General features: G+C 74.0%; 20 protein-coding genes and 1 pseudogene. 13 read left to right on the top strand and 8 right to left on the bottom strand.

Annotated features, from left to right (window positions below; translation table 11 throughout):
- The first annotated feature begins 19 nt into the window (after positions 1-19).
- Positions 20-1,276: an SLC13 family permease gene (locus ACGFZP_RS24270; RefSeq protein WP_392937002.1), complete on the top strand. Its 1,257-nt coding sequence runs from the start codon at positions 20-22 to the stop codon at positions 1,274-1,276.
- 169 nt (positions 1,277-1,445) lie between these two features.
- Positions 1,446-2,021 (top strand): helix-turn-helix domain-containing protein, encoded by a 576-nt coding sequence (locus ACGFZP_RS24265; protein WP_392936588.1) that lies wholly within the window; start codon positions 1,446-1,448, stop codon positions 2,019-2,021.
- 45 nt (positions 2,022-2,066) lie between these two features.
- Here ACGFZP_RS24265 and ACGFZP_RS24260 read toward each other — a convergent pair.
- The 3 genes and pseudogenes from ACGFZP_RS24260 to ACGFZP_RS24250 all read right to left on the bottom strand — a co-directional run bounded on the left by ACGFZP_RS24260 (position 2,067) and on the right by ACGFZP_RS24250 (position 5,688).
- Positions 2,067-2,959: pseudogene (locus ACGFZP_RS24260) on the bottom strand (dihydrodipicolinate synthase family protein).
- Position 2,960: 1 nt separating this feature from the next.
- Positions 2,961-3,770 carry an aldolase gene (locus ACGFZP_RS24255; protein WP_392936585.1) on the bottom strand — a complete coding sequence of 270 codons (810 nt, stop codon included), beginning with the start codon at positions 3,768-3,770 and terminating at the stop codon, positions 2,961-2,963.
- Positions 3,771-4,671: 901 nt separating this feature from the next.
- Positions 4,672-5,688, bottom strand: coding sequence for a G1 family glutamic endopeptidase (locus ACGFZP_RS24250; RefSeq protein WP_392936582.1), 1,017 nt, complete (start codon positions 5,686-5,688; stop codon positions 4,672-4,674).
- Between the two features lie 317 nt (positions 5,689-6,005).
- Here ACGFZP_RS24250 and ACGFZP_RS24245 point away from each other — a divergent pair, with 317 nt between their 5' ends.
- Positions 6,006-6,176 (top strand): hypothetical protein, encoded by a 171-nt coding sequence (locus ACGFZP_RS24245; RefSeq protein ID WP_392936579.1) that lies wholly within the window; start codon positions 6,006-6,008, stop codon positions 6,174-6,176.
- A gap of 462 nt (positions 6,177-6,638) precedes the next feature.
- Here the strand turns inward: ACGFZP_RS24245 and ACGFZP_RS24240 are convergent, their stop codons facing one another.
- The 4 genes from ACGFZP_RS24240 to ACGFZP_RS24225 all read right to left on the bottom strand — a co-directional run bounded on the left by ACGFZP_RS24240 (position 6,639) and on the right by ACGFZP_RS24225 (position 9,767).
- Entirely contained in the window at positions 6,639-6,824 is a 186-nt protein-coding gene (locus ACGFZP_RS24240; RefSeq protein ID WP_392936576.1) for a hypothetical protein, read from the bottom strand.
- A gap of 156 nt (positions 6,825-6,980) precedes the next feature.
- Entirely contained in the window at positions 6,981-8,477 is a 1,497-nt protein-coding gene (locus ACGFZP_RS24235) for an AMP-binding protein (protein ID WP_392937000.1), read from the bottom strand.
- A gap of 212 nt (positions 8,478-8,689) precedes the next feature.
- Positions 8,690-9,247, bottom strand: coding sequence for a DUF6328 family protein (locus ACGFZP_RS24230; protein ID WP_392936574.1), 558 nt, complete (start codon positions 9,245-9,247; stop codon positions 8,690-8,692).
- 40 nt (positions 9,248-9,287) lie between these two features.
- Complete coding sequence (locus tag ACGFZP_RS24225; protein ID WP_392936571.1) at positions 9,288-9,767, bottom strand: flavin reductase family protein; 480 nt, start codon at positions 9,765-9,767, stop codon at positions 9,288-9,290.
- Between the two features lie 396 nt (positions 9,768-10,163).
- On the opposite strand from ACGFZP_RS24225, the gene ACGFZP_RS24220 reads away from it, so the two are divergent.
- The 8 genes from ACGFZP_RS24220 (at position 10,164) to ACGFZP_RS24185 (ending at position 17,957) form a co-directional block, all read left to right on the top strand.
- On the top strand, positions 10,164-10,337 hold the full coding sequence (locus ACGFZP_RS24220; RefSeq protein WP_392936569.1) for a CsbD family protein: 174 nt from the start codon (positions 10,164-10,166) through the stop codon (positions 10,335-10,337).
- Positions 10,338-10,372: 35 nt separating this feature from the next.
- On the top strand, positions 10,373-10,738 hold the full coding sequence (locus ACGFZP_RS24215; protein ID WP_392936567.1) for an STAS domain-containing protein: 366 nt from the start codon (positions 10,373-10,375) through the stop codon (positions 10,736-10,738).
- Between the two features lie 154 nt (positions 10,739-10,892).
- Positions 10,893-13,280, top strand: coding sequence for a SpoIIE family protein phosphatase (locus tag ACGFZP_RS24210; RefSeq protein ID WP_392936564.1), 2,388 nt, complete (start codon positions 10,893-10,895; stop codon positions 13,278-13,280).
- A 449-nt stretch (positions 13,281-13,729) separates the two neighbouring features.
- Positions 13,730-14,515, top strand: coding sequence for a SigB/SigF/SigG family RNA polymerase sigma factor (locus tag ACGFZP_RS24205; protein WP_392936562.1), 786 nt, complete (start codon positions 13,730-13,732; stop codon positions 14,513-14,515).
- Between the two features lie 7 nt (positions 14,516-14,522).
- Positions 14,523-15,311, top strand: a complete 789-nt coding sequence (locus ACGFZP_RS24200) for a YhjD/YihY/BrkB family envelope integrity protein (RefSeq protein WP_392936559.1) — start codon at positions 14,523-14,525, stop codon at positions 15,309-15,311.
- Positions 15,312-15,509: 198 nt separating this feature from the next.
- Positions 15,510-17,147 (top strand): phytoene desaturase family protein, encoded by a 1,638-nt coding sequence (locus ACGFZP_RS24195; RefSeq protein WP_392936556.1) that lies wholly within the window; start codon positions 15,510-15,512, stop codon positions 17,145-17,147.
- A gap of 66 nt (positions 17,148-17,213) precedes the next feature.
- Entirely contained in the window at positions 17,214-17,669 is a 456-nt protein-coding gene (locus tag ACGFZP_RS24190) for an SRPBCC family protein (protein WP_392936554.1), read from the top strand.
- A gap of 132 nt (positions 17,670-17,801) precedes the next feature.
- On the top strand, positions 17,802-17,957 hold the full coding sequence (locus ACGFZP_RS24185) for a DUF6131 family protein (RefSeq protein WP_392936551.1): 156 nt from the start codon (positions 17,802-17,804) through the stop codon (positions 17,955-17,957).
- 87 nt (positions 17,958-18,044) lie between these two features.
- Here the strand turns inward: ACGFZP_RS24185 and ACGFZP_RS24180 are convergent, their stop codons facing one another.
- Complete coding sequence (locus ACGFZP_RS24180; protein ID WP_392936549.1) at positions 18,045-19,142, bottom strand: glutamate--cysteine ligase; 1,098 nt, start codon at positions 19,140-19,142, stop codon at positions 18,045-18,047.
- A 210-nt stretch (positions 19,143-19,352) separates the two neighbouring features.
- On the opposite strand from ACGFZP_RS24180, the gene ACGFZP_RS24175 reads away from it, so the two are divergent.
- Positions 19,353-20,021, top strand: coding sequence for an AAA family ATPase (locus ACGFZP_RS24175; RefSeq protein WP_392936546.1), 669 nt, complete (start codon positions 19,353-19,355; stop codon positions 20,019-20,021).
- A gap of 157 nt (positions 20,022-20,178) precedes the next feature.
- Positions 20,179-20,931 carry a thioesterase II family protein gene (locus ACGFZP_RS24170; RefSeq protein WP_392936543.1) on the top strand — a complete coding sequence of 251 codons (753 nt, stop codon included), beginning with the start codon at positions 20,179-20,181 and terminating at the stop codon, positions 20,929-20,931.
- Positions 20,932-20,941 lie beyond the last annotated feature (10 nt).

Here is a 20,941-nt window from a genome sequence, read left to right as displayed (position 1 = left end):
GCCCCCAGAGGAGCCGGCCCTGAGCACGCCGATAGCCGAAACCCTCTCCGCCGTCCTGCTGGCGGTGGTCCTGATCTGTGCCGTCGCCCGCCCGCGCGGGCTGCCCGAGGCGGCGGCCGCCGTCCCGGCCGCCGGGCTGCTCGTCGCCGTCGGGGTGCTGCCGCTGGAGCAGGTCCGGGCCGAGGCCGAGCGGCTGGGGCCGGTGGTCGGTTTCCTCGCCGCGGTGCTGGTCCTCGCGCAGCTCTGCGACGAGGAGGGGCTGTTCCGCTACTGCGGCGCCCGGATGGCCCGCAACGCGGGCGGCCGGCCTGGGCGGTTGCTGCTGCGGGTGTTCGCCGTCGCATCGGCGATCACGGCCGTGCTCAGCCTGGACGCGACGGTGGTCCTGCTCACCCCGGTGGTCTTCGCCACCGCGGCCGGGGCGGGGGTGCGGCCCAGACCGCACGTCTACGCCTGCGCGCACCTGTCGAACACCGCCTCGCTGCTGCTGCCCGTCTCCAACCTGACCAATCTGCTCGCCTTCACGTCCAGCGGCCTGGGTTTCGGGCGGTTCGCCGCGCTGATGACGCTGCCCTGGCTGGTGGCGATCGCGGTGGAGTACCTCGTGCTGCGCCGCTTCTTCGCGGCCGACCTGGTGCCGGGCCCCGCGCCGGAGGAGTCCGGACCGGCTCCCGCCGTGCCGCTGTTCGCGCTGGTGACCGTCGTCGGCGCGCTGGCAGGCTTCGTGCTCGCCTCGGCGCTGGGCGTCGAGCCGGCCTGGGCGGCCGCGGCCGGCGCGCTGGTGCTGGCCGGCCGGGCCCTGGTCCGGCGCACGGTCACCCCGCGGGCGATCCTCCGGGCGGCCAACCCGGGCTTCCTGGCCTTCGTGCTGGCCCTGGCGGTGGTGGTGCGCGCGGTGGTCGACAACGGACTGGCCGGGGCGCTCGGGCACCTGGTCCCCGGTGGCGACGGCCTGCCGGCGCTGCTGGCGATCGCCGTGCTGGCCGCGGTGCTCGCCAATCTGATCAACAACCTGCCCGCCGTGCTGGTCATGCTGCCGCTCACCGCGTCCGCCGGGGCCGGACCGGTGCTCGCCGTCCTGCTCGGCGTCAACCTCGGGCCCAACCTGACGTACGCCGGTTCGCTGGCGACGCTGCTGTGGCGGCGGATCGTGTACGCCCACGACGATCGGGTGCACCTGGGCGAGTTCACGCGGCTCGGGCTGCTGACCGTCCCGGTGTCCCTGGTGTCGGCCACGGTGGCGCTGTGGGGGTCGCTGCAGCTGCTCGGGACGTAGCCGGCTCCCGGGCGGGGGCGGGGGCGGGGGCGGGGGCGGGGGCGGGTCGGGTCGGGGGCGGGGCGGGGGCGACGGGCCTAGCGGGGCCGGTCCGTTGCCGCCCCGGGTGCCTGGGGGGCCGTCGCCGATGGGATACTGAACCCGACGTTCCAGGGTGAAGAGGTGCCGCATGAGCAGCCGGGTCAGGGTGCTGAGGAAGCAGAACCGGCTCAGCCTGGAGGCGCTCGCGGCGCAGGTCGGGGTGACCAAGAGCTATCTGTCCAAGGTCGAGCGGGGGTTGAGCGACCCGTCGATCTCGACCGCCCTCAAACTGGCGCACGCACTGAACGTCGACGTCGGCAGGCTCTTCTCGGACGAGGTGGAGCCGGAGCTGGTGACGGTGGTCCGGGCGGGCGAGCGGACGCCGATCGCGGGCGGGTCCGGCCCGGGCGCCCCGCACTACGAGGGCATCGCGACCGGCCTCAGCGGCAAGCAGATGGTGCCGTTCGTGATGTACCCGCCGACCGATCCGGGCGACTCGCCGTTCAAGTCCCACGCGGGGGAGGAGTTCCTCTTCGTCCACGCGGGCACGGCCGAGCTGGAGTTCCCGGAGCACACCGTCCAGCTCGGCCCCGGCGACAGCGTCTACTTCAACTCGGCGCTGCCGCACCGCTGCCGGAGCACCGGCGCCGGGCCGGCCGAGATCCTCGTGGTGATCCACGACGACCCGGCCGGCCCGGCGGACCGGGTGCCGGTGCTGCCCTGACCCGGATCGGCCGGGGTCGGGGGCGCCGGGGCAGTGCGGGCCGGGTCAGCCGGCGAGCGCGGTGGCGAGCAGTCCGGCCAACTCGTCGGTCCGCTCGCGGTCCAGCGGCAGCAGCGGGTGGCGCGGCTCCCCGACGTCCAGGCCGCGCAGTGCCAGTCCGGCCTTGACGGTGGCGGGCAGCCGGCCGCGCAGCAGGAACTGCAGGACGGGCAGCTGCCGGTGGAACATCTCGCGGGCCGCCGCCAGGTCGCCGGCCCGCGCCGCCCGGTGGAGCTCCAGGTTCAGCTCCGGGATCAGGCAGGGCGCGGCCGTGCACCAGCCGGCGGCGCCGCCGCGAAGGCGGCCAGCGCCAGCGGATTGCTGCCGTTGTAGAACGGCAGCTCACCGCCGGTGAGTTGGGCGAGCCGGTGCATCCGCTGGATGTCGCCGCTGCTCTCCTTCACCATGGTGATGTTCTCGACGCCCTCGAACAGCGAGACCATCAGCTCGGGGGAGAGGTCGATCCCGCTGGTGCCGGGGTTGTTGTAGATCATCACGGGGATGCCCACGGAGTCGGCGACCTGGGTGAAGTGCCGGACCACCTCCCGTTCGTCCAGCTTCCAGTAGGACAGCGGGAGTACCATCACGGCGTCCGCGCCGGTCCGCTCGGCGAACCGGGCCCGTCGGACGGCGTTGCGGGTGGTGAGCTCGGCGATCCCGACCACGGTCGGGACCCGCCCGGCGACGGCGGCCACCGAGGCCTCGGCGGCGGTGAACCACTCCGCGTCGTCCAGGTAGGCGCTCTCGCCGGTGGAGCCGAGCGGCGCGACGGCGTGGCAGCCGGACTCGACCAACCAGTCGATCAGGGCCGCGAGTTGCCCGGTGTCCACGGTGCCGTCGCCGGGGGTGAACGGGGTCACCGGGTAGGCGATGATGCCGTCCAGGGCGAGTTCGGCCATCTCAGGCACCACCCTCGACACCCTCGACGTTCAGCGCGTCGCCGTGGCCGGCCCGTAGGGCGCGGCGGGCGTAGTAGGCGAACGAGGCCTGGCCGCGCTTGGGGGTGGAGATCCAGTCGTGGGCCTCGCGGGCCAGCAGCTCCGGTATCTCCTGGATCCTTCCGGCCGCCGAGGCCAGCAGCTGGAGCCGGGCGGCCCGTTCGAAGAGCACCGCCAGTACGCAGGACTCCTCCACCGTGCCGGTCGCCACCAGTTGGCCGTGGTGGGCGAGCAGCAGGGCCCGCTTGTCGCCGAGCGCGGCCGAGATGATCTCGCCCTCCTCGTTGCCGACCGGGATTCCGGGCCACTTCTCCAGGAACGCGCAGTCGTCGTAGAGCGGGCAGAGGTCCATGTGCGAGACGACCAGCGGTGTCTCCAGCATCGACAGCGCGGAGATGTGCAGCGGGTGGGTGTGGATGATGCAGGTGACGTCCGGGCGCGCCCGGTAGACCCAACTGTGGAAGCGGTTGGCCGGGTTGGCCATGCCCTCGCCCTCGAGGACGTTGAGGTCTTCGTCCACCAGCAGCAGGTTGGACTCGGTGATCTCGTCGAAGCCCAGCCCGAGCCGCTGGGTGTAGTAGGTGCCGGGGGCCTCGGCGCGGGCGGTGATCTGGCCGGCCAGCCCGGAGTCGTGGCCGGCGTCGAACAGGATCCGGCAGGTGAGCGCGAGCTTCTGGCGGATGGTCCAGTCGTTGTCGGGGATGGCGGTCAGCATCCTGCGGTGGGCGAGGTCCACCAGATCCGCCTTGGCGGTGGTGAGGGTGTCGGCCATGGCCGTGGTTCTCCTCCGTGCGGGGTACGTCAGGGACGTGCGGCGGCGTACGGGAACGTCGGGTCGTCGCCGTGCCGCCGGGTGGGCGGCCATGGCGATGACACCTCGTTCACTTTAGGACACCTTGTGTCCTGGCGTCGACACCCGTCCCTCGTAGGGCCTTTCGGCCCGGCGCCCCCGGGCGGGGCTTCCCTGATCTCCTCGACCTCCGCGAACGCGGCCGATCCGTCACCGGATCCACCTCGCGGGTGGCTCGGCTGGGTGTTTCGGGCCATCCGCGGCGTCACCGGGGCGGGGCGAGCCTGTGGTCCTGCTGAATCAGTTCGCGGTCGTTTCGGAAAATCGTCCTGCCTGCGACACCGACGATGGCCTGTTCCAGGCTGAATTCGGACGAGCCGATGTTTTTCAGCTTGCAGAAGTTGACGTAGCCGAGCCTGCGGAAGTCGCTCCCGCCCGATCACGAGGAGCATCGGGAGGAGATAGAAGAAGAGGAAGTCGGACTGAACGAAGTAGGTGACGGGCGCTGTCGGGAACACGAGCCACAGCAGGACGGGCCCAGCGCGCCCGAGCAGCCCCCGGGGCGGATCGGCGAGGACGGTTTCCTCGCCGGCCTGTGAGCCGGACCTCGTCGCCGAACCCGGCGGGTCGTCCGTCCCCGCGGGCCCGGTGACAAGGCCGAGGCCACCGGCGGCACTGGCGGAGCGGCGTTGCGGCCGGGGCAGTCCGAGACCGGCCAGGGCACTGTCGACGTGCTGGTACACCCCGTCGAGGGTGAGGGGTTGCTCATGTGCGAGCGCGTCGAGCAGGGCCGAGGTGAAGGCGGTGAAGCGATCGCCGGGCGGTGCGTGCGAAGGTGCGGTCGAGGTGGTGGACTCGCTGGGCATCGTGACCGAGTCGTGGGTCACCACCCATCGACGGCACCCGGGGTAGCACCTCGTTCCGCCGACTCCACCCCCGCTTCGTCTCTACTCGAGGGGCGGGGGAAGTGCGGGGGCCTGGGAAGGTGGAGGCTGTGCCGGCACCGGACGCGCTGCGGTCCCAGAATGCTGCCCTTCGACACCACCGCGCCCGCGTCATCCAGCATGGCTATGGTGTTGCCGGTGGCCGCGTCCACCGTAGTCTCGTCGGTGAATCCGGCCAGGGCCTTGTCGAAGATGACCGTGCCGTACTCGGGGAGTTGCTGGCGAATTCCGTTCTCGCTCGGCCGTTCCACGATCCATTCGGCACTGTTTCCGAGCAAGGTGGTGGAGTCCGGGGCGTAGATCGGGAAACTGGTGTAGATCCCGAGAGTCAGATTGCTGAAGAAGATCTCCGCGCGGTTACCCGAACCGCAGATCAGAACGTCGACTTGGTGGCCAGGCTCCACCGGCAGGCTTTCGACCACCGGCTTCGCACTGAGCGGAAACCACTCGATCCACGCATAGTGCTTCACGAGAGTGAGATCGCCGTCGATCAGGATGCTGGTATCAACACCGGCCTGCAGTACGTCGCCCGACCCATCGCCGTCGATGCCCACCCAGGAGCTGATCTCGTTGGCCGCGTTAGGGCCAGTCCAGGTTGCCTTTGGCATGGTCCAGGACCCGCGGACCCACTTGAAGGTCTTACCCGCCGGCGCGTGGACCACCACCCCCGACCAATTGTCGGACGTCTCCGGTCCCGCGGTGACGGACCGAGGCCGTGGGCCTGGCGCAGAGCCACCGAGCCGCGGACGCGGGCCGAACCTCGGCTCCACATAGGTACCCAGTCGGCCGACCGCGTCTGTCCATTCTGCGAGCAGAGCAGATTCCCGCAGCGGGCGTCGGGGATACCCGTACGCCAGCAGCAGCCGATCCTCGGCGGTCGTCGGGTCGAAATGGGCAGGTGGACGGCTGAAAGCCAGAATCCGGCCACCGCCCGGCAACTCGTAGACGACTCGCATGAACTGTCCCCCTTAACGCCACACCCGCACCCGACCACAGCGGCCGTGCAGGGTGATCCCCGCCATTACGGTAAGGGCCCGTCATCAGGCGGACCATGAGCCTGGACCGGCGTTCAGGAGTGCGGAAGGGGCGCACGGAGGAATGGGCTTCACCTCGGATCATCGGCCACTTCCGAGAAGCGGATCTTGGAGTCTGCGCGGGGGGCCTTGCGTGATCGCGAACTGACCCGTCTTGGTGACGGGCGCCTTCGACGGTCTTTATCGCGATCTCGACTCCGCCCCGGACCGTCACTCGCCCGGCCTGGATGTGGGGCCGGGTGAAACCGTTGCAATGGGCCCACTGCATCACCCAACTCGCCGGCTACAAACGCCCCACCCACTTCATCCCCCTCGTCGAACTCCCCCGCAACACCAGCGGAAAACTCCTGCGCCGCCCCTTCCGGGAACGAGCCGAAGTCCTCGTCCTTGGCCGCAGCGCCGAATCCTGACCCCCTGCACCTCTTTACGAGGGCCGGGGCAGCCGGCCCCGGCTGCCCCGGCCCCGCTCGCCCGGACGGCGCTGACACGATGCACACCCCGCTACGAGCTTGGTCTGTTCAGCCAGATCAGCCGACCGAGTACAGGCACAGGCCTCCGGCGATCACAGAGCGTCGGAACTCCATGATCGCCAAGACCTGTGCCTGCTCTGCTACCGGGGTGCCGCCTCCGCGCCTGTCTGTGCGAGTTCCAAGCTTGATTCTGTCGGGGATCTTGGTGTTCGGCCGCCTGTGATCATGGTGTGGCAGTCTCGCGGGTGCATGGTGTCCGCGAGACTCCTGAGGAGTGCGAGATGCCGGCCTGTCCCCGTCCCCGTCCCCGTCCGGGTGCCGAGGTCTCGAAACCTCCCACGCCTGCGCTCGTGGCGAGCCGGTAGCCGACACGGACGACCAGGATCCCCGACAGAGTCAAGCTCAGGCGTCGTCGCCCATGCGCCGGATCAGCCCGCTGCGCTCGGCCTCCGAGCGCAGGTCGCCGCGCGGCCCGCCCCGGTCGCTGCGGTCACCCCGGCCGGCGGCCGTGCAGAGGGCGAAGACGAGCAGGGCGCTGGCCGCCGCGGCGAGGATGCCGAGCGCGGTCAGGACGCGGAGCCAGGTCACGGGAGGATTCCTCCTGCTGTACGGGCGGGAACGGACTGCCGCCGGGGGTATCGGCAGTCCGGACCACGAGGTCGAGCGTCCACGGGCGGGTCCCGAGTGCGTACCCGCCGGACCGGAGGGCGTACGCGCGGGCGGTCGACGCACAACCGGCGCGAGCTACTCGGTCCCGAGCGCCCCCTGTGGCCCGCCCTCCTCGACCAGTGCCCGCAGCGCCGCCAAGTCCGGCTTCCCGGTGTCGCCCAGTGGGATGCGCGGCAGCAGCAGGATCGACGACGGGTCGCAGAGCGGCCCGCCGCGCTCCCGCACCCACCGGTGCAGCTGCGCCTGCGTCACCCCGCCGCCCGCCGCGGTCGTCACGGCGGCGTGTACCCGCTCCAGCCGGTCCGGGCCCGTCGTCGCGAACATCACCGCCTCCCGGACCTGCGGATGCGCCAGCAGCGGCAGCTCGACGTCCCGGGGGAACACGTTGTGCGCGTCCACGATCGCCATCCCGTCCCGCCGCCCGGCCACCGTGAGGTACCCGGCCGCGTCCAGGCTGCCGAGGTCGCCGGTGTGCAGCCAGCCGTCCCGCAGCACCTGTGCGGTCAGCTCCGGGTTGCGCCAGTAGCCGGACATCGCCGTCGGCGTGCGCACGCAGATCTCCCCGGTCCGGCCCGCCGGCAGCGGCACGCCCTCCTCGTCCACGATGCGGACCTCGGTGTCCGGGAACGGCTGTCCGGCCGTGGTCAGCAGCCGGGGGTCCAGGTGTTCGTCCGGCGTCAACCGGGTGACCGGACCGCACTCCGTCAGGCTGTACGTCTGGTGCAGCACCCGACCAAGCCGGCGCGTCGCCTCCGCCAGCCGCTCGGGCACGGGCAGGCACCCCGTGTAGCCGACCCTGCGCAGGCTGCCGGTGTCGGTACGGCTCAGCCCGGGGTGGTCGAGCACCTGGTACAGCAGGTGCGGCGGCAGGTACAGCCGTGACACCCGGTACTCCTCCACCGCTGCCAGCACCTCCTGCGCCGCGAAGCCCTCCTGGAGCACCACCGTGCCGCCCGCCGCCAGCGCCAGGTCGGCGGTGGTGCCGCCGCCGTGGCAGAGCGCGGTGCAGAGTAGGAAGGTGGAGGCGGCGACCAGCTCCGGGCGCGGCGGTCGGGCGAAGCGGCGCAGCACCCCCTTCGGCCGGCCGGTCGAGCCGCCGGTGTACCGCACCGCCATCACGTCGTCCGGCCGGTACCGGGGTGCCAGCGGCGCGGCGGAGAGCGGCGCCGCCAGCTCCGCGAGGTCCGCCCCGAACGCGGTCGGGCCCAGCGCCAGCACGGCCGCGGCCGGCAGCGCCGCGGCGATCCGCCGCGCGGCCGCGTCGAACCGGCCGGGCTCGAAGACGAACGCCGCCGTCCCGGCGTCCTCGGCCATCGCCACCTGGTCCGCCACCGGGCGGTCGGTGTACAGCATCGCCACCCGGCACCCGATCAGGTTCGCCGCCAACCGGGCCAGCACCGCCTCCGGCCGGTTCCCGGCCAGCACCGTCACCCCGTCGCCGCGTTCGAGCCCGCAGGCGAGCAGCGCGCGGGCCGTCCGGTACACGCCGTCCAGGCACTCCTGCGCCGTCAGCGCCCCGCCCGCGTGCCGGATCGCCACCCGCCCCGGATCCCGTGCCAACCCTGCCAGCACCAACCCGGTGTACGTCGCCACCCCGGATGCCGCGTCCGGCCCCGGACCGCGCCCCGCCTCCAGTGTCCCCGCCACGCCCCTGCCCTTCCGTCCGCCCGCATCTGACGGTCCATCACGTCGGGCGCCCACCCTACTGCGCGTGCGCCGTCACCCCCGCCGGGCCGGCGGCGCCGGGGCAGGCCCGGCCGGTGGTGGGAGCGGTGCGCCGGGGTTCAGGACCGGTGCCGGTCCGGGCCGCCCTCCGGTGGGCCGCCCGCCCGGGGACGCGGTCGCGTGCCGCTACGGCGGCGCAGCACGATCTCGGGCAGGACCAGCCAGGCGGTGGTGAACCAGGCCAGGACGACGCCGCTGAGGATCCACGCGGCGGTGGGGTTTCCGGTGGCGGTGCGGAGCAGGAGGAGCAGGGCGGCGGTGATGGTCAGCGCGAGGGTGACCAGGCCGGTGGCGATGAGGCGGGCGGCGATGTGGATCAGTTCGGGCTTCATGCCGTGGCCGGCGAGGAAGCGGTGGAAGGCCACGGGGGCGATGAGGGAGCCGGTGGCGACGGCGCCGAGGAGCACGGTGGCGACGTAGAGGTTCCGGTCGAAGTCGGGCAGGGCGGCGAAGCGGGGGGTGAAGGCGACGCTGATGAGGAAGCCGAAGAGGATCTGGGCGCCGGTCTGTGCGACGCGGACCTCCTGGAGCATTTCGCTCCAGAGGCGGTCGGCCCGTTCCAGGGGTGTCTCGTCGCGGCCGGAGGCCGCGGCGCCGTCCCTTCCGTCCGAGGTCACGGGGCTGCTCCCGCTCCCTGCCGACGGAGCCCGGTCCCGGTCATGCGGGGTGCCCCGCGTCGATGTCCTGCACGTCGCGGAAGACGAGCGGCGGGCCGTCCCCGGCGGTGTGGGCGGTGAGGGGGTCGAGGAGGAAGCCGACGTGGTCCCCCCAGTCGGCCCGGTCGCGGACGCGGCCCGCGAACCACGCGAGGGCGTCCGCGAGCACGGGGACGCCCTCCGGGCCGGGAGCCCAACGGACGGCCGCGAACTTGTCGAGCTCGTCGCCGCTGCGGCCGCCGAAGAGTTCGGCGAGGTCGTGGCGCTGCCGGGGGAGCAGGTGGACCGCCAGGGTCGCGGCACGCGAGGCGACGGAGTAGGTGTGGTTCGCCTTGGAGATCCACACGGTGAACCGGGGCGGCTCGATCGAGCACTGTCCGGCGAAGCCGACCAGGCAGCCCGCCCGGTCCTCACCGACCGCGGCGGTCACGACGTAGACCGGGTAGTCGAGCCGTGCGGCGAACGCGTCGAACCGGCTCATGTCGCCTCCTCCGTCGGTGGCATCCGGGTGCTGCCGGGTGCGTCCGAGGCCGAGGGGTGGGCCTCGGCCGTCACCGGCCATGTCCGCAACCTACGTCCACCGGGTGCCGTCCGCTCCCGGGAGGCCCGCCGCTCCCGCGCGCTGCCCGGCCGACCGGGCCCACCGGGGGCCGGGCTCCGCATCACGGCGGCGCGCAGGCCCCGTTGGGTTTCGAGGGTGCACCCGTCGACCACCTCTGCGGTTCGACGGCCCACGGCGGGCGCCGACTCCGTCGGCCGGCACGGGCCGAGGGGCTGGGGCCGGACAGGACCAAGTGGTTTCAGGTCCGCGGACCTGAGCAGACGCCCGGAGACGTCGGCCGCACCACGGCCGGCCCGAGAGCGGAGGAGTGACCCCATGGGTGCCGAGGACAAGGTCAAGAACCTCGCGGAGAAGGCGAAGGGCAAGGCGAAGGAGACGGTCGGCAGGGCCACCGACGACCCGGGCCTGAAGGCCGAGGGCCGGGCGACGCAGGCCAAGAGCGACCTCAAGCAGGCCGCGGAGAAGGTCAAGGACGCCACCAGGGACTGACCGGCACCCGACCACCGCGTTCAGGAGCGCAGGTCATGGACGTCGGCCGGGCCCCGGCCGGGTTCACGGTGACGGTCACCACCCTCGGGCGGAGCGTGGTGGTCCGACCCGAGGGCGAACTGGACCACGACACGGCGCAGCCACTGCGTGAGGCGCTGGAGGCCGCCCTGCGCGGTCCACCCGGACCGGTCGTGATCGACTGCGCCGGACTGACCTTCTGCGACTCCACCGGCCTGAACCTGCTGTTGCGCACCCGCCTCGCCGCCGAGGGCGACGGCCGGACGCTGGTGCTCGCGGGCCCCAGCCGGATGCTGGCCCGCGTGCTGGAGATCACCGGGGCGGAGGCGTTCTTCCACATCCGCCCCTCGGTGGCCGAGGCACTCGCCGGTCCGGACGGCTGACCCCTTCCGGGGCCGGACGCCGACGACCACCGCCGGAGGCCCGGGCCGCGCCCGGCGCGGTCCGGGCCCCTAAGCTGGAAGCCCATCGCACCGTCCCCCCGGTAGCCGGTACAGGCGAACCGGGGACCTTGGCAGGACAGACCAGAGGGCGCGGATGTCGGAACCGGAGAGCGAAAGCGCCCGGCTGCAGGCCACCATCGACCGGCTGCGCGGCGAGGTGGAGGGCCAGCGCCGCGCGATGCGCACGCGCGCCGTGATCGAACAGGCCAAGGGAATCCTGATCGAACGGATCTCCTGCACCCCCGACGAGGCGTTCAGCCACCTCGTCCAGCTCTCCCAGGACGGCAACCGCAAACTCGTCGACATCGCCGCCGACCTCCTCGGGACGGCCGCGCCACCGGACGCCGACGAGCACATCCCCGCCGCCCCGCCGCCCCCCGTGGCCGTGCCGCGCGGCCCGGCCGCCCCGCGGCCCCCGGTCGCCGCGCCCGTGGTCACGGGGGACTTCGCGGCCCGGTACCACGTAGCCGCCTCGGCCCTCGCCTCGGCCGAGACACCCGACGAGCTCGCCACCCTGCTCATCGAGGCCGCCCTCGCCCCGCTCGGGGTCGGCGCGATCGCCCTCGCCCTCCTGGAGCCCGACGGCGCGCTGCGGCTGGTCGCCAGCCACGGTGTCCCCGCCCACCAGCTCAGCCAGTGGCAGCGCATCCCGCCGCACATGTCCCTGCCGCTGACCGACGCCGCCCGCGGCGGCGCGACCGTCTGGGTGCGCGGGCGCGCCGAGTTCGCCGCACGGTTCCCCGACCTGAAGGGCGAGGACCTCGTCCCCGGGGACACCATCTGCGCGCTGCCGCTGCGCGCCGGCGAGCGGGTGATCGGCGCGATGAAACTCGGTTGGCCCGGAGAGTTCCACGCCGACCGGGAAGGCGAGCGCTACCTCACCGCCCTGGCCCGACTGTGCGCCTCCCAGCTGCTGCGCGTGCTCACCCCCGGCACCGAGGCGGGAGCGCCGGTGCCGACCGGCGAGCCCTGGTTCCGGGCGGTGCTGGACGTGCTCCTCGACCCGGTCCTGATCCTGCACGCCGTCCGCGAGCGCGAGGGCAAGGTCACCGACCTGCGCGTCGAGCACGCCAACGCGGCCACCGTCGACCTGGCGGGCCGCACCGGCCAGGACATCACCGGCCGGCTGCTCAGCGAGCTCTACCCCGGCATGGTCTCCTCCGGCACCTTCCAGCAGCTGCTCGACGTCGCGGCCACCAGCGTGCCCTACCGGGGCGATGCCGAGCAGTACATCGAGGTCGTCGGCGGCGCGGTGCACGGCTCGACCATGACCCTGCACGCCACCCCGTTCCTGGACGGCGTCCTGGTCAGCTGGCGCACCCACGACGAACAGGAGCGCCGGGAGCAGCAGCTCGCCCAGGCCCAACGGCTGGCCGGCCTCGGGACCTGGCAGTGGGAGGTCTCCTCCGCGCGGCTCGACTGCTCGCCCGAGGTCTTCCGGCTGCTCGGCCTGCGGGAGCGGGCCGCGCTCGGCACCCTCGGCCCGGTGGAGGCCGAGGCCGCCATCGCGCCGGCCGACCGCGCCACCGTCCGCCTGCTCGCCGAGCGCCTGCTCGCCGGGCTCAGCTCCGCGACGCTGGAGTTCCGGGTGGTCCGCGCCGACGGGGTCACGCGGACCGTCCGGGCGATCGCCGAGACCGTCCCCGGGCACCGGGCGGGCGAGGTCCTCGCCGTGCGCGGCGTCATCCAGGACATCACCGCCTGGCGGCGCACGGAGAAGGCGCTCGCCGACACCCGGGCCCGGCTCGCCGAGCAGGTCCGGCAGACGGCCGTCGAGCACCGCGCCGTCCGCGCCCTCCAGCACGCGCTGATGGACGTGCCGAGCGGCCCGCCCGCGGACAACCTCGACGTGGCGGCCCGCTACCTGCCCGCCGAGAGCGACACCCGGGTCGGCGGCGACTGGTACGACGTCCTGACCCTCCCGGACGGCACCGTCCTCATCGTGGTCGGCGACGTCTCCGGCCACGGCCTGCGCGCCGCCGCCGGCATGGCCCAGCTGCGCGACGCCCTGCGCGGCATGGCGTTCACCGGCGCCGAGCCGGACCGGCTGCTGCAACGCCTCAACCAGATGCTCTGCCACCTCGGCGGCGACTTCATCGCCACCGCCGTCTGCGGCCGCCTCGACCCCGTCCGGCGCACCCTGACCTGGGCCAGGGCCGGACACCTGCCGCCCCTGCTGGTCCACGACGGCGTCGCCCGCTACCTCGACCCGCCCGTGGGGCCGCTGCTCGGCGCCTACCTCGCCGCCGACTACCGCGCCACCGTCCTGGACCTGGAACCGGGCGACCTGGTGCTGCTCTTCACCGACGGACTGGTCGAACGGCGCGGCGAGGGCCTCGACAGCGGGCTGGAGCGGCTGCTCAGGGCGGTCGAGGAGTACCGGGCGCCCGGCATCCCCGGCTGCCTCGACCACGTGCTGCGCCGCCTCAGGGCGCCCAACCCGCAGGACGACACCTGTGTCATCGGCATCCGGTTGACCTGAGCGGCCGTGCGCCCGCCAGAGGCGATCCACCTGGCCGGCCCGGAGGCCGTCCACCGGGCCGGCTTCGCCGCGTCGGCGAGGTGGACCGGGGACGGTTGGCACCCCGGACCACCGGGCATCACACAAGAACGGAGTGTTCTGGCTCAGCCCCTCCGCACCGGCGGACCCGCGTCCGCCGGATTCACGGCACGGTCACCGTGCCGGGATGCCGCCGCCTGAAGAAGCCGGGTGCCACGGTCTCCCATCTCACCCGAGCCCCGCGTGCCCCCGTCGGCGGTCGTCCGTGCCCGCCGTACGGCAGGCGACACCGCCCGAAGGTCCAGGGCGGCGGTTGTGGGGACGACCCAGGGAGATGACGCCCCTTGTCCGCCCTTCTCACGGCAGCGGCGCCCGCACGCGCGCCCCTGCCCCAGGACTTCCACCGACCGACCCGCACGGAGCTGCGGGCCATGGGCAAGACCGAGGCCCGGGCGGCGAGCGACGCCTTGTTCGAGCGCCTCGCCGAGCTGCCCCGGGAGTCGGCCGCCTACAGCTACGTGCGCGGCACGATCATCGAGCTCAACATGCCGCTGGTGCGCTTCGTCGTCGCGGGCTTCCGCAACCGCACCGCCGAGCCGGAGGACCTCATCCAGGTCGGCACGGTCGGCCTGATCAAGGCGGTGGACGGCTACGACCACCGCCGGGGCGTGGAGTTCGTGACCTACGCGATACCGACCATCGCGGGCGAGATCAAGCGGTCCTTCCGCGACACCTCCTGGCCGGTGAGGGTCCCGCGCAGCCTCCAGGAGCTCTATCTGCGGGTCGCCCGCCGCTCCGACGCCCTGGAGCAGCGACTCGGGCGGCTGCCCACGACGGAGGAGCTCGCCGAGGACCTCCACCTGGACCCCGCCGAGGTCGCCGCCGGGCTCGGCGTGGGCCGTGCCTACCGCTCCGAGTCCCTGGACGCGCTGCGCGAGGACCAGGAGGACGAGCCCGGCGGGGCACTGATCGACCGGCTCGGCGAGCGCGACCGGAACCTCGCCCTGGTCGAGTTCCGGGAGTCGGTGCGGCCGCTGCTCGGGGACCTCTCGCCACGCGAGCGCACGATCCTGATGCTGCGCTACTGGGGGGACTGCACCCAGTCGGAGATCGCCGAACAGATCGGCTGCTCCCAGATGCACGTCTCCCGGCTCTTGGCGGCCACCCTGGGCGGACTGCGCGAGCGGCTGGCCGATCCGAACGCGGACGCCGGCTGACCCGGCCATGACCGCGCGCGCCCGGCGGGTGGCCGCGGCGGCCTGGCGGCGGGGCCGCGAGGTGGAGCTCATGCACCGGGCGCTGGCCTTCGCGGCGCTGTGCTTCGTCACCCTGGTGCCGCTGCTCGTCGTGATCGCCGCCGCGTCGCCGACCCGCGGCGACGGGATCGCCGACTGGATCGCCGAGGGCCTCGGCCTGTCCGGCCGGTCGGCGACGGCCGTCGGGGAGCTGTTCGCCTCGCGGCGGGAGGTCCTCAGCACCACCACCGGCCTCAGCCTCGCCGCCCTCGCCGTCTTCGGGGTCACCCTGATGACCGCGGTGCAGAACGCGTACGAGCGGATCTGGCAACTGGCGCCCGGCGCCTGGCACAGCGTGTGGCGGCAGGTGACGGCCCTGACCGGGCTGATCGGCTACCTGCTGGTCGCGACCTGGAGCCGGGTGCCCTGGCAGCACACCCCGGCGCAGCCGGCCCTGCAGGCGGCCGCCGCGGTGAGCGGCGGCGTGCTGCTGTTCTGGTGGCTGCAGCGCCTGCTGCTCGGCGCGCGGATCCCCTGGCGCAGGCTGCTGCCGGGCGCCGTCGCGACCGTCCTCGCGCTGGCCGGCCTGCGGGCCTTCTCGCGCCTGGTGTTCGCACCGCTGATCGTCTCCAGCGTGGTCTCGTACGGACCGGTGGGCACCGTCCTGGTCGTCCAGTCCTGGCTGATCGGGGTGGGGTTCTGCGTGTACGGGGGTGCGATAGCGGGCCGCTCCCTGCTGTCCCTGCGGGCGGTTCCGCACCGCCGGGGCCCGCGCTGAGCGGCACCCGGCCGCCCGGCTCTGCCACGACTGCCCGGCTCTGCCACGACTGCCCGGCCGTGCCGCGGCCGCCCGGGCCTGGCGCGGCTGCTCCGACGGGCCGTACGGCACCGGCGCGGGTAGCGTGCCGAACGGGGAGGGCCGCGGTACGAGGGGAGTGCGGCGGCGCAGGGAGAGTGCAGCGGCACAAGGAGAGCCATGCCTGATGCCATCGTCATCGGCGCCGGCCCCAACGGGCTGGTGGCGGCGAACGTCCTGGCCGACGCCGGCTGGCGGGTCGACGTCCTGGAGGGCCGCCCGGAGCCCGGTGGCGCGGTCCGCAGCGACCGGGGCGTCCACCCCGGCTACGTCCACGACGTCTTCAGCTCCTTCTACCCGCTCGCCGCGGCCTCGCCCGCCATCGGGGCACTGGACCTGGGCGCGTACGGGCTGCGCTGGAGCCACGCCCCCACCGTGCTGGCCCACCCGCTGGCCGATGGGCGCTGCGCCACGCTGCACCACGGCGCCGCCGCGACCTGCGCCGCTCTGGAGAGCGCCTTCGGCACGGCGGACGCCGAGGCCTGGCAGCGGCTCTCACGGCTGTGGGGTGAGCTGGACCCGCACCTCCTGCGCACGCTGTTCACCCCGTTCCCGCCGGTCAGGGCGGGTGTGGCGGTGGCGGCGCGGCTGCGGGCCGCGGGCGGGCTGCGGGCGTTGCGGCTCCTGACCCTTCCGGTGCGCCGCCTGGCCCAGGAGGAGTTCACCGGACCGGGTGCCGGTCTGCTGCTGGCCGGCTGCGCCCTGCACGCCGACCTGCTGCCCGAGGGCGTCGGCAGCGGGGCCTTCGGCTGGCTGATGGCGATGCTCGGCCAGCAGGTGGGCTGGCCCGTCCCGGTCGGCGGCGCCGGCGCGCTGGCGGGAGCGCTGGTGCGACGGCTGGAGTCCCTGGGAGGACGGGTGTACTGCGACGCCCCGGTGGTGGAGGTGGTCGTGCGCGGCGGGCGCGCGCTGGGGGTGCGCACCGCCGACGGCCAGGCGTACCGGGCCCGTCGTGCCGTCCTCGCCGACGTCCCGGCCCCCGCCCTGTACGGCGGCCTGGTGGGGTGGGAGCACCTGCCGCCCCGGATGCGCGCGGACCTGCGCCGCTTCCAGTGGGACTTCTCCACCGTCAAGGTCGACTGGGCGCTGGACGGCGCGATCCCGTGGACGGCGCCTGCGGCGATCCCGGCCGGCACGGTGCACCTGGGCGCCGACCTGGACGAACTGAGCGACTACGCGCTGCAGTTGACCACCGGTCGGCTTCCGCGCCGACCGTTCGCCCTGCTGGGGCAGATGACCACCGCCGATCCCGCCCGTTCCCCGGCCGGAACCGAGTCCGCCTGGGCCTACACCCATGTGCCCCAGACGATCAGGGACGACCTGGGCCCGGACGCCATCACCGGCCGCTGGGACGACCGGGAGGCGGCCGCGATGGCGGAGCGCATCGAGAACCAGGTGGAGCGCTTCGCCCCGGGCTTCCGGGACCGGATCGTCGCCCGACGCATCCTCACCCCGCCGGTCCTGCAGAGTCTGAACCCCAGCCTGGTCGGCGGCGCGATCAACGGCGGCACCACCGCGCCGTACCAGCAGCTGGTGTTCCGTCCCGTGCCGGGCACCGGGCGCCCCGAGACGCCCGTCACCGGGCTCTACCTGGCCTCGTCGTCCGCCCACCCGGGCGGCGGCGTCCACGGCGCCTGCGGAGCCAACGCCGCCCGCGCCGCCCTGCGCGCGCAGCGGCTCCTGGCCGGCCGCGTCCTCGCACCGGGTCTGGCCGCGGCCCAGCGGCTGCTGTCCGGCCCCGGCGAACGCCACAACTGACGGCCGCCCCGGGAGTAACCGCCGTACGGCGGGGCGACCGGGCGGGCACCACGGAGGAGGAGTCCCATGGCACGGCGCCAGCAGTTCGTCGCATGCCCACCGGAGGCGGTCTGGAACGTCCTGGCGGACGGCCACCGCTACGCCGAGTGGGTCGTCGGCACCCAGGACATCGAGCATGTCGACCCGGGCTGGCCGGCGGTCGGCGCCGCGCTGCGCTACCGGGCCGGCCTGGGCCCGCTCACCATCGACGACCGGTGCGTGGTGCGGATCTGCGAGCCCGGCACCCGACTGGACCTGGAGGCGAAGGCCGACCCGTTCGGCGCCGTCCGGATCTCCTTCACCCTCGTCCCCTGGGGTGACAACTCCCTCGTCCTGTTCGACGAGCACCCGCTGACCGGCCTCGGCGCGCGGCTCCAGGGGCCGCCGAGCGAGCTGCTGCTGCACCTGCGCAACCGCCGGCTGCTCGGCAACCTCGCCCGGGTGGCGGTCAGGGAGCACCGGCAGCGCGTGGCGCGCTTCTGACCCACGGCACGAGGACCGACCCGTGCCCGATCGGTTCGCGGTTCCCCGGATTGAAAACCCGAGAAGCGGAAAGGCGTACGACGTCCTCCGTATCGGCGGGGGCAACTCGGCCGGGGGGAACCGGAGGTCATCGTGATCGTCATCGGAGTCATCCTCCTCGTCATCGGATTCGTCACCGGTGTTTCCATCCTGTGGACGGTCGGCCTCATCCTGGCCCTCATCGGCCTGGTCCTGTGGGTCATGGGCGCGGTCGGCCACGAGGTCGCCGGACGCCGCCACTACTGGTAGGAACCACCCCCGGTAGCAGTACGTCACGCCCGGCGCGCGCCACGGCCGCAGGTGTCACGGCGCCCGCAGGTGTCGCAGCCGGGCCGGTCAGACCCCGGTGGTCTGGTCCGCGATCATGCGGATCAGGCCACCGCGGCCGCCGTCGCGCAGCTCGCGGAGCTGGCGGGCGGCCCCGTTGCCCTCGCGCAGGATCCGCTCCAGCACGGGCGTGATGTGCCGCTCGTCCGCCCCGACCGCGGGGCCCGTGAACTCCAGCAGGGCGGCGACCGCGTCACCGGGCGCACACGGCCGGCCGTGGAGCGGGTCGAACAGCTCACCGCTGCAGCCGTGCCGCGCGCCGTACCAGACGGCCGCCGCCAGCGCCTCGGCCTCGGGCCGGGCCCAGGGCGCCGGCCGCCCGGCCGCCGCATCGCCGAGCAGACGCGCGGCGAGCGCCCGGACGGTGCCGGCGAGCATCACCGCCTCGTCCGGGCGCAGTTGCACGTCCATCGCCCGGACCTCGACGGTGGGGAAGTGCTCGGACAGCCTGATGTGCCAGTAGATCTGGCCGACATCGCGGATCAGCCCGCACTCCACCAGCGCACGCGTCCGGCGGTCGTAGTCGTCGGCGCCGTCGAAGACCGGCGGCGGCCCGCTGACCGGCCAACGGCCGAACACCACGGTGCGCCAGCTCGCGAAGCCGGTGTCGGTGCCCTGCGACAGCGGAGAGTTCGCGGCCAGCGCCACCAACAGGGGGAGCCAGGGCCGCAGTCCGTTCAGCAGCAGGACGCCGGTCGCCCGGTCCGGGATGCCGAGGTGGACGTGCATGCCGGTGATCAGCTGCTCGTCGGTGAGCCGGGGTGCGTCGCCGTGCATGGTCCGGTAGCGCAGGGTGTCCGTCACCGGCACCGGCAGGCGGTCGCTGAAGGGCGCGCCGGCGCAGGCCGCCAGCAGACAGCCGTCCTCGGACGCGGCCCGGCCGAGGGCATGGCGCATCCGCAGCAGGTGGCCGCCCACCTCCTCCAGCTCACGGCACACCGGGGTGGCGACCTCCAGCTGCGCCTGGAGCAGCTCGCGCTGGACCTCGTCCTGCTCCATCGCCGACTGGAGGCCGGCGGCCCGGCACACCTGGGCGGCTCGGGCGACGGGCACCCCGGTCGCCGGGTCGAGCAGGAGGTACTCCTCCTCCACGCCGATGGTGAGCATGTCTGGCGGATACCCCGCGAGGCCGGTGGCAATCCGTGCCGCACCGACGGGCCGCGGCCCTCGCGGATCGCGGCCCGTCGGCCGGCCTTCGTGTCAAGGGCTGGTAAAGGGCCAGGCAAGCTCGTCCCCCGGCGTGCGCCCGCGACCCGGCATCCCACCTGGAGGTTGTTATCGTTCCGGGTCGGGCACGGACGGGGATGAGTGAGCACCATGAACAGCCAGGCCGCGGTGGAGCAGGAGGCGGACCCGCTGATGCGACCGCAAGGGGTGGCCGACCTGCGGGGCGAGGCCGGAGCACCGTTCACCGTCCACTACCCGCCGGACGCCGTCGTGGTCGTCTCCGGGCTGCCCGGCAGCGGCAAGAGCACCCTGCTGCGCCGCTGGTCGGCGCAGGCCCCCGAGGCCGCGACCGTCGACCCCCGCACCGTCCACGAGGCCTGTGAGGCCGTGATGCCCGCCCGCCTCCCCTACGCGGTCTACCGGCCGTGGGCCCGGCTCGAACACGTCCGCCTGCTGCGGGCCTCCGTCCGCCGGGGCGGACCGCTGCTGGTGCACGACTGCGGCAGCCGGGCCTGGATGCGCCGCATGCTCGCCCGCGCCGCCGCCCGCCAGGGCCGCGAGCTGCACCTCGTGCTGCTCGACGTCGGCGCCGCCACCGCCCTCGCCGGCCAGCGCGAACGCGGCCGCTGGGCCCCGCGCCGCGTCTTCGACCGGCACCGCCGCGGCCTGGACCGCCTGCTCGCCGCCCTCACCGGGCACACCCGCGGCGCCGCCCCGAGCCCCGCACCCGAGGCCGCCTCCGTCCTCCTCCTCGACCGCACCTCCCGCGAACGCGCCGCCGCCGTCCGCTTCGGACCAGCCGGCGCACTGACCCGGTGACACTAGGTGTGCGCACCCTCACCGCCCGCGCACCCGCCGGGGCCGCCGCGCCGCCCCGGACGGCCTGATCGGCGGGGTGCCCTGGTGGGGGCGGGTGGTCCGTGGAGAGACTGTGGGCAGCTGAACAGTTGTCCCGTCTTGAGAGAGGCCCCACCGCATGGCCGCCAGCACCGCCACCGAGAGCCCCTGGTTCCGCCGCTTCCACCCCTCCGACACGGCCCCCGCCCGGCTGGTCTGCTTTCCGCACGCCGGCGGCGCGGCCAGCTGGTTCGTCGACTACGCGGCCACCCTCTCCCCGTACGCCGACGTGCTGGCCGTCCAGTACCCCGGGCGGCAGAACCGGTTCGGCGAACCGGGGATCGACTCGATCGACGCGCTCGCCGACCAGGTGTACGAGGCGCTGAAGCCCTGGGCCGACCGGCCGCTGACCTTCTTCGGGCACAGCATGGGCTCCGCCGTCTGCTTCGAGGTCGCCCGCCGCTTCGCCCGCGACGACCGGCCCGGACTGGCCCACGTCTTCGTCTCCGGCGGCCGCGCCCCCTCCCGGGTCCGCGAGTCGGCCGTCCACCTGCTGCCCGACGACGGGCTGCTCGCCCAACTGGCCGACCTCGGCGGCACCGACGCGGAGCTGCTGGCCGACCCGGAGCTGCGCGCCATCATCCTGCCGGCGCTGCGCAGCGACTACACGGCGATCGAGAACTACCGCTGCGTGCCGGACGCCGTCATCCCGCAGCCGATCACCGCGCTGACCGGGGACGCCGACCCGCGCGCCACCCTCGACGAGGTTGGCGACTGGGCCAGGCACACCACCGGCGCCTTCGACCTGCGGGTGTTCCCCGGCGGCCACTTCTACCACGCCGAGCAGGCGCCTGCCGTGCTGGACGTGCTGGCCGCCCACCTGAAGGCCTGACCCGGCCGGT

This window comes from Kitasatospora sp. NPDC048239 (assembly GCF_043202015.1).
Classification (GTDB): Bacteria; Actinomycetota; Actinomycetes; order Streptomycetales; family Streptomycetaceae; genus Kitasatospora.
The sequence above is the reverse complement of the archived record's forward strand: the minus strand, read 5'-3'. Positions and strand labels throughout refer to the sequence as shown.